General features: G+C 65.7%; 3 protein-coding genes and 2 pseudogenes. 4 read left to right on the plus strand and 1 reads right to left on the minus strand.

What is annotated here, in order from left to right:
* Positions 1-1,052: 1,052 nt before the first annotated feature.
* From AB0F03_RS35440 to AB0F03_RS35455, 4 genes and pseudogenes are all read left to right on the plus strand, one after another.
* A pseudogene (locus AB0F03_RS35440) lies at positions 1,053-2,687 on the plus strand (hypothetical protein); the annotation flags it as partial.
* Positions 2,688-3,315: 628 nt separating this feature from the next.
* Positions 3,316-4,206, plus strand: a complete 891-nt coding sequence (locus AB0F03_RS35445) for a glycoside hydrolase family 19 protein (protein WP_361999988.1) — start codon at positions 3,316-3,318, stop codon at positions 4,204-4,206.
* Between the two features lie 163 nt (positions 4,207-4,369).
* Positions 4,370-4,975: a lytic polysaccharide monooxygenase gene (locus AB0F03_RS35450; RefSeq protein ID WP_361999977.1), complete on the plus strand. Its 606-nt coding sequence runs from the start codon at positions 4,370-4,372 to the stop codon at positions 4,973-4,975.
* Between the two features lie 1,855 nt (positions 4,976-6,830).
* The gene (locus AB0F03_RS35455; RefSeq protein ID WP_361999979.1) at positions 6,831-7,832 is read left to right on the plus strand and encodes a helix-turn-helix domain-containing protein; all 1,002 of its coding nucleotides are present in this window, start codon (positions 6,831-6,833) and stop codon (positions 7,830-7,832) included.
* A 92-nt stretch (positions 7,833-7,924) separates the two neighbouring features.
* Here the strand turns inward: AB0F03_RS35455 and AB0F03_RS35460 are convergent.
* Positions 7,925-8,608: pseudogene (locus tag AB0F03_RS35460) on the minus strand (IS5 family transposase); the annotation flags it as partial.
* Positions 8,609-8,821: the final 213 nt, after the last annotated feature.

An 8,821-nucleotide genomic window follows, 5' to 3' on the forward strand; every position in this document is an offset into this window, starting at 1 on the left:
TGGGCCCTCAGCGCTGCTGCGCGCCGCTGCTCCGCCATGGCGCGCCCATGCGTTCCGCCCGCCGACTTCTGTGCGACGCAGCATCCGCAGCGTGTACCCGGCATGACTTCCCGTCGAGCACATCCACGACTGGGCGGAGCCGGTACGCCTATCTGACACGGACAGCGGCTCCGTAGTCCAGTGAAGCTGCGGTCGAGGCGCCGACGGTTCGGTGCAGACATCATCTGCACGTGCTGCGCCGCTCATCACACCCGTGTCAGGAGACCGTGATGATGCACACGCCGAGCGCCCCCGATTCGCACCCACGTTACTGGAGCCGGCGCCTGAGGAACAGAGAGAAGACAGTGCACGACCCGACTCTTGCTGAACGAGAGGCCTCGGCTGGAGCAATGTGGCTGGCCGGCTTCCATCCCGTCCCAACCACCTGCTTGAGTCTTTGGGATGCGGGGCAGTTAGTCGACATCCCACTGGGCTCCTTTTCCGTACTGCGGGTCAGCGCCTCGTTCGGTCGAGAGGCGCTGGAACTCATGGGCCCGGTTGGCCCGGTGCTGCACAGTGCTCACCGGGGGACAGTCGAGTTCTTCGGCACGTCGCGCCTCTTACAGCCTGTCTCCGACGGGCACGGCGTTCTCCTGACCGGAGGAGTGATCTCCTGCCCCGCACCCTATGCCGCCAGGACGGCCAGAGAAGCGCTTCCTCACAGGCGGGCACCCTATTGGCTGGTTCCACCCGATGGTAACGGCAGGCTCGTCGACTTATCCCAGGCAGCCGCGGTGATCCGCGAACGATATGCCTTCTACCGTGACCTCAAAGGGCCCGAGGCTTCGCGAGTCCGCCTGAGAATCACCAGGCCGACTCTCGCCCGCCGCTTCCTGCGGCGCAAGACCTGAATAGGACCAGTACTCCAGCCAAGCCGGATTCCCTGTACTCTCCCAGGTCCTCGACCACTCACCACCACCGGAACCAGACCCGGCACCACGAAACGCTATAAGGGCCGCTGTGCTGACTAAACCCTTGTGCACCGGGTCGTGCACCTCTGCGATCACTCTGAAATGCTGCACAATCTCGAATCACTGGTCCTCCGGCACACTCACCGCCTCCCTCTTCCCCACAGCTCCACCGGGGAAGGAGCCGTCGCCGCACGACAGTTCGACGCGGCGCTGACATCCGTGGGCTTCAAGCTCTCGGCGAAGCTGCTGGAGCGGCTCTCGGGGCTGTCCGAGGTCACGGTCGTGCACGCCGCCAGGCGGACGCTGCGCACCGTGAGCGAGATGCTGGGCGACCATGTCCGGCACAACTCATACTTCATCGACTTCCCGGCGAACGTGCCGGACACCGAGGAGTTCTGGGCGCAGTGCGTGCTGAAGGCCCTCGACGACGACACGTCGCGTGAGAGCGTAGTGGGGCAACTGGGCAGCGGGGTGCTGGACCTGCTCAGCCTCCCCGCGTACGGCCGGTACCAGCACACCTACGAGGAGATGCTCGCGACTCAGGAGGAACTGATCACCTCGGCGGGCGAGCGGGTCACCGTCCTGCATCTCGGCCGGGGCCTGGACGAGGAACTGACCGACCTGTACCTGCCCCTGGCCGGCGGCACGACACCACTGGGCGAGGACGACCTGCGCGATCTCAAGACCCTTGCCGAGCGGTGCGCGCTCGGCCCCCAGCCGGAGGCGATACCGATACGGGAGAACCGGGCGGTCGTTAACGAAGCCCGGCTCGGTGTCGGGGCCGACCTCCTCCTGGACACTGTCACCGACGTACTGCAGGCTGGCCTGCGCGCTGTCGGGCGGTGACGTCACGCTGTGGGAGCGGACCCGGTTCCGGTCGCTGCCACGGCCGTTGCGCCGGAGACTGCTTGCAGGTCTCGACGCCGTGGTCGCGGCGAACCCGCGGAAGCTCGCTGACGGGCACGCGCATCGGGAGCCCTTCAAGCGGCTCGGTGAACGCCTTCACCCGCACGAGTACCGCGCTGGCCGCACGCCGCCGACGTGTTCGCGGTCGCCCGGGGCGAGAAGGAGGCGCGGTCCTTCGACAGCCGGATCGAGGAACTGCTCGCCGCCTCCGACGTCCTCGGCGCCGTGAAGCTGCTGAGGTCCGCTCCCGGCAAGCTGTTCCGCGCCCTGGACCTCCTGCTGCGTATCGCCGCGGACCAGGGCGAACGGGACGCTGTGGTGGCCGCCGCCGTGCAGGTCGCTCCTGAGGTCTCCGGCCGGGTCGTGCTGTCGGTGCGCGAGCACCTCCACAACCGGGCACGTGAAAGCGGCGAACCGCGGATCTTCGTGAACCGCAGTGGCCGGGCCTGGGTGAGCCCGGACTTCCGGCCGCCGGTGCCGACCGCCGACCGCGATCGCATGATCGCCGCCCTCGACGCCGAGGTGCGCCGTCGGCTCCCCGTGCCTGGCCGACTGCTGCTGGACCCCGATGTCCTAGACGTGGCGCTTCCGCTCAGCGGCCGGGCGAGTGCGGCCGGGCTCGGCGTACTGCCGCGGGGGTCGACCTGCCGGGTCGACGGCGAGGAGCTGCGCTTTTTCGTGTACTGGAAAGAGACCGAGGACAGGACCGACTACGACCTCTCGGCGCTGCTTCTCCGCACCGACTACAGCACTGATTCCGGGCTCTCCTACACGTCCCTCAAGGCCGTCGGGGGCGAGCATTCGGGCGACGTCACCGAGGCGCCCGACGGAGGCGGATTGCCCGGGACGCATGTGCCGTGTCGGCCAGGACCACGTCCGGCGTGCCCCTGAGGCGGCCGATCCGCCCGGGCACCCGCAACACAGCTATGACCTACAAACGCAGGCTACGAGCGCAAAGCCAATCACTTCCTGGCCTTCACCAGCATCGCCTGCACCCTCCTCTGCTACCGCAGACTGACCCAATGAGACGGTCTGTCAGTCATCTGGCTCGCGGTGACACTGCCGCACCGCGGCCAGGTGGCCCGAGCACTCATCCTGATGCTGCACCTCGGCCTGGCAGACCAGCCGCCTGGCGGGAACCCTTGGCTTGTGACCAAGACCGGCACTCCTCACCTACCAGCCGATGGACGTCACGCAGACCTACGGTCAGCCCTGCCGAACCAACAAACGTCGCAACAATGAGCAAGCAGCCAGCAACCCCACTCCTACGTTAGCCGCTGCGTTCACGGCAATATCTGAGGTGCCGACAGCACCCCAAGCTGTCGCGAGCCGTTGCGAGTGCTTCACGCATCCCCCACCACGGCCGTGATTGCGTCGTACCCGGACCTCCGGACGAGCCAACAAGGAAGGATAATCCGCCCTTGTTGGGTGCGGTCGTGCTACACAGAGGAGTGATTTCATCTTGAGACGCCGTCTCTCCGCCCTGGTGACCACGCTCGTTCTGGCGGGAGCCGTACCGGTTCTCCTGCCAGCTTCCGAGGCCTCCGCCGCCGCCTGTTCGAGCTACCCTGCCTGGGTGGCCGGAAAGTCGTACAACGCCGGTGAGATCGTGCGCTACACCGACGGTAAGGCGTACATCGCCGAACACCCCAACCCCGGTTACGACCCGACCGTCAGCACGTGGTATTGGAATCCCTACGCCTGCGACAATGGTCCTGCAAATCCCTCCGGCACCTTCGTGGTGAGCGAGACGCAGTTCATCAAGATGTTCCCGAACCGGAACAGCTTCTACACCTACAACGGCCTCAAGGCCGCCCTCAACGCGTACCCCAGCTTCGCGAACACCGGAAGCGAAACGGTCAAGAGGCAAGAAGCCGCAGCATTCTTGGCCAATGTCAGCCACGAGACCGGCGGCCTCGTGTACGTTGTGGAGCAGAACACAGCCAACTATCCCCACTACTGCAACTCGACGCAACCATACGGTTGCCCGGCCGGCCGGGATGCTTACTACGGACGCGGTCCGATGCAGCTCAGTTGGAACTCCAATTACAAAGCAGCTGGTGACGCGCTAGGCCTCGATCTGCTACGCAATCCATGGCTGGTAGAGAAGGATGCCGCCGTAGCTTGGAAAACCGCCCTCTGGTATTGGAACACCCAGTCCGGGCCGGGTACCATGACCTCTCACAACGCCATGGTCAACCAGGCCGGTTTTGGCCAGACCATCCGGAGCATCAATGGTTCAGTCGAATGCGACGGAAAGAGCCCTGTACAAGTCCAGAGCCGGGTCGACGCCTACACGCGATTCTCGCAAATGCTCGGGGCGGCACCGGGCGGTAACTTGTACTGCTGAGCAGCCAATTTAGGTACAGGCAGCCTCAGTATGCGTCTCGATTTCCCGAACTATACTAGCTGGCGGGTCGGAACGATAGCACGCTGTCAGTTTCACCTGCCCGGCTCGCTTTCCCCACCCCACACCCCCACACCCCCCCCACACACAACGCAGGAGCGGCAATATGCGCACCAAAAACAAGGCCTCCGCAGCCGTACTGGGAATAGTGACCGTTGGGGCCATCGCGCTCTCAAGCGGTGCTGCCAGCGGACACGGCTACACGGACCTTCCCGTAAGCCGGCAGAAGCTCTGCCAAAACGGCACCGTGTCCGACTGCGGACCCATCCAATGGGAACCGCAAAGTGTTGAGGGCCCGAAGGGCTTCCCGGCGTCCGGCCCTGCGGACGGCCGCATATGCTCGGCGAATAACACGCGATTCTCGCAGCTCGACAGCCCGAGTACACCCGCCGGCCGCGCCTGGCCCACCACCAAGGTGACGGGAGGGCAGCAGTACACCTTCCGCTGGCAGATGACTGCTCCTCACGCCACGACGGATTTCAGGTACTACATAACGAAGCCGGGTTGGAACCAGAACCACAACCTGTCCCGCTCTGATCTCAACACGGCACCGTTCCTGACGGTGCCCTACAACGGACAGCGTCCGCCGAACACTCTCTCCCACAGCGGCTCACTGCCGCGGGGCCTGAGCGGTCACCATGTGATCGTCGGGGTGTGGACAATTGCCGACACGGGCAATGCCTTCTACGCCTGCTCTGACGTCACCTTCTGACGTCTCAGATGACCCTTCGCCTGTCTCCTGAGTCGCTTAGCGCGACACGGTAGAAGGTCGGAGTCCGCCCACAAACGGAGTGACGCCATGAAGACCGCTGCTTCCCACGAAGCGGCGGTCTTGTCATCCTACGACGGCGCAGCAGGCACGGCGTTCAGGGATCGGCCGCTGACTGGGAGACATGGGGACGGTAGACCACACCTTGTTGGCCGATGCCGCCGGCGAAGCCGCCTTGTGGCGCCATGTCGGCCCGCTGTCGATTGTGGTCTGGACCGGTTCATGCGGTGTTGCGGAACACTAGGAGCTAGGCGTTTTGCTGTGCTTCAAGGACTCCGCGCGCTTTGGGTGGAGACGCTCACCGACCTGGTTGCTGCATCAGTCCAGCCAGCCTCCGAAAGCAGTGCTGGAGCGTGGCGGTGAGGGCTCTAGCCGCAACTGTCCGTGGTGGCTGCCTGAATGGGTGCCACCGGTATCCGTTGTTACCCATCGCACCGCAAGTTCCGGTTGTTCGCCCGCTGTTCGGCATCTCGCCTCCGTCTGTGCGCTGGGTGACCCCTCCTCGAACGTACTAGGAATAGGAACTTTCTCGCGATCACTGGCAATGCGGCGATGGAAAATGCCCGCCACCGGCCGGACCCTCGTCCGCAGATAAACTCGCCCTCGTCGCCTTTACCGACCTACTTGAGGTGGCGGCGTGATCATGGTTGCCATGCACCTGAGTTGATCTGGGCCCCCACATGCCCGGCGAAGCAGCAGCACGGCGAGCCGGGCACCGCGGGCCCAAACCCTAAGAGCCTCTCAAGTGCGCCCTGCGCATCGATCCCCGTCGCCGGTGCGGCACTGTTACGGCTCCCAAACCCCCCACTTTCTTTCATGCTGACCGGAGATCTGATGACCCCCATTTTGAGTACGCGCCATCCCTGGCGAATACATTTTGGTGAGACGCCCTCTCCTGCCACCTTGCCGCTCGACTACGACATCGTCCGGGTCAGTATGGGGCTTGGCATCGCCGCTATCGACACGATGATCGATTCGGGCCATCAAGTCGGACCGCTACTGTGTTGCCTGAACCACAGTAAGCTGCTTGTGCCGGTCCAGTCTGGTACCGCGTACCGGTGGCGAGCTTCGCATTCGGAGTGTGGTACCGGGCCCCTACCGCACTGCGGACTTTACGGCGCCTGGTCGGTCTCCGCTGGCTCCGCGGCCACCCGGGCGTCCTGCCGTAGCCGTTTTTGGGTCTTACCGCCTCAAGCGCTAGCTTCTGCTACCACGGAGCCGGCAGTGTTTCACGAACGCCTCAGCCTGAAGCGTGCTGAGATGCGAGACGCTCGCTGCTGGCGCGAGGGTGCGTTAGCTCGGCAAGCCTTCCACGTCTGATCAAGTGGCGCCCGGGTCTCAACGATGGCCGTCCGATTAGGCCGCGCGCATTTCCATGGCGAAGGCGGAATGCGGTGGGCTGGTGTTGGAAGTTGCGCACATGCCGATCCCGAGTGATGCAAATTGGCTTCGGATCGGCAGCGCAGCACCGCCACAGGTTTGAGGGGCTCCGTGGGCGGAGGATCCCTGCGCGAGAGGGCAATCAAATGCAGCCCAAGAGTGCAGACAGAAGCGTAACCGCAGCCGCACCTACTACGCGGACAAGAACGTGCGCCCGAGCTCCGCGTGTGATTGCGCTGAGGAGCACCGGCAACGCCGCCAGTCCGACAGCCGTCACTGCTGTTGGGACTGGCGTCGCTGCACCCGCAGTTTGCTTGCCCAATGATGGTTCGCGCTGCAAACTTTAACTACCCGCGGTGCAAACTTTAACTGGCCGTTCCGTTTCTCGGTGTCGGCCGCGGCGAGGGAGGGTCACGGCATGCTGGAGGCGGCAGGTCTCACGGTGATCGAGGAGACGGTCTACCGGCTTCTGGTCGGGACCGCGACCGCATCGGTCCAGGAGGTCGCCGACCGGACCGGGCTCCCGCGCGCCTCCGTCGAGGCCGTCCTCGCGGCCCTGCGCGGCAAGGGCCTCGCCAGCACTACCGACCACGATCCGCTGCACTATGCGGCCGTCCCGCCCGACGTTGCGCTGCTGCCGCGATTGCAACGCAACGCCGACGCGCTCGACAAGGCCCGTACCGCCGTCACCAACCTCCTCGACACCTACCGCAGTACGCGCCGCAGGCACGACCCCGGCCAGCTCATCGAGGTCATCACCGGCGCGGAGGCGCTGCGCCAGCACCTGCGGCAGATGCAGGACAACGCGCGCCACGAGATGCTCTGGTTCTGCAAGGCGCAGTACGTGGCGATGCCCTCGGCCAGCAACCGCGCCGAGTATGACGCTCTCGCCCGCGGGGTGCGCTACTGCGTCCTGTACGAGCAGGCCTTCTTCGACGACGAGGGCGCCGTCGACAACGTCGTGGAAGGTGTGCGCGCCGGTGAGGTGGCCCGGTCGGTCCCGCACCTTCCGCTGCGCCTGGCCGTAGCCGACCGCGCCATCGCCATCTGCCCGCTGGTTCCCGGTGGGCCCCAAGGCAGTCCCCATGTGGCGACGGCCGCGCTGGTGCGAGGCAGCAGCCTGCTGGAGGCTCTCATCTCGCTCTTCGAGCGCTACTGGGAGACCGCGGTCCCGCTGAACGTCAGCGCGTCCGGCGGGGTGGAGGGCAGCGACGGGCTCGTCGATGCCGCCCCTCTGACCGAGACTGACCGCCGGCTGCTCTCGCTGCTGGTGGCGGGTGTCGCCGACAAGGCCATCGCGAGTCAGATGGGGCTGAGCAGGCGCACCGTGCAGCGCCGCATCCAGCACATGATGACCCTCGCTGGCGCCCACACGCGGATGCAGCTCGCCTGGCAGGCTGCTCGCCGCGGCTGGCTCTGAGTCCCGCCGCTTGGCGGGTTACCGTCCGGTGCGGAACCGGCCGGGCGCGGGCGAGCCCGTACGGACTGGTCGATGAGTAGATGGTCGCGGTCTTTGTCGTAACGACTGGCCAGGCCGCGCCACTGCTTGAGTTGGTTGATGCACCGCTCGACGGTGTTGCGCCGCTTGTAGGCCTCGCGGTCGAAAGCCGTCGGCCTGCCACCGTGGCGGCCGAGCCGCTTGCGATTGGCGGCTTGGTCGGCGGGCTGCGAAATCCCCGTGCGGATGCCGCGCCGCCGCAGATGACGGCGGATCGCCCGGGACGTCAGCCAGGACCACCTCCGGTGTGACTCTGGGGCGGCCTGTCTTCCGCGGCAGTCGAGTTAGGGACATGGCCTGCTCGAATGCAGATGCGTCACCGGCCTGGCCGGGCGTGATGACGAAGGCGAGCGGTTGGCAGCGGCCGTCGGCAGCGAGATGATCTTCGTGGTCAGCCCGCCGCGGGAGCGTCGAGGGCATGGTCAGCCGGTTCGCCGGCAGGGGCCCCTTTGGACGGGCCCCTGCCGCGTGCTGATGAGCCCGCACAATCGTGGAGTCGACCGCGACGACCCACTCCAGATCGCCCGCGGAGTCAGCCTCGGCCGGAAGGGTGGTGAAGACCCCTCCCAAGTGCCGTCGGCCGCCCACATTTGCAGTCGGTTGTGGGTGCTCTTCCACGACCCGAAGCGCTCGGGCGGGTCCATGCACGGCGTCCCGGTGTGGTACTTGAACGCGATCGCATCGATCACCTGCCGGTGACCACGTCACCGCGCACCCCGTTTCGGCGTCCGATCCGGCAACAACAGCTCGGTGCGCGCCCACTGGGCGTCAGTCAACGACCTATATCAATCGACGATCATTCTGTAGGAATCGGCCTAAGCGATGTCCCGTAAGTAATTTCGATGTGCTCACCCCAGCCACAACCCAAGGGCTCAGCTGCGCCGTTCGGGTGTCGGCGCGTCGGCCGTGGT

Source organism: Streptomyces sp. NPDC028722 (assembly GCF_040637655.1).
In the GTDB taxonomy this organism is placed as follows: Bacteria; Actinomycetota; Actinomycetes; order Streptomycetales; family Streptomycetaceae; genus Streptomyces.

Bases quoted from the DNA above. Each gene is read 5' to 3' on its own strand.
- AB0F03_RS35455 (WP_361999979.1), top strand. From the start codon at position 6,831: ATGCTGGAGGCGGCAGGTCTCACGGTGATCGAGGAGACGGTCTACCGG.
- AB0F03_RS35450 (WP_361999977.1), top strand. From the start codon at position 4,370: ATGCGCACCAAAAACAAGGCCTCCGCAGCCGTACTGGGAATAGTGACC.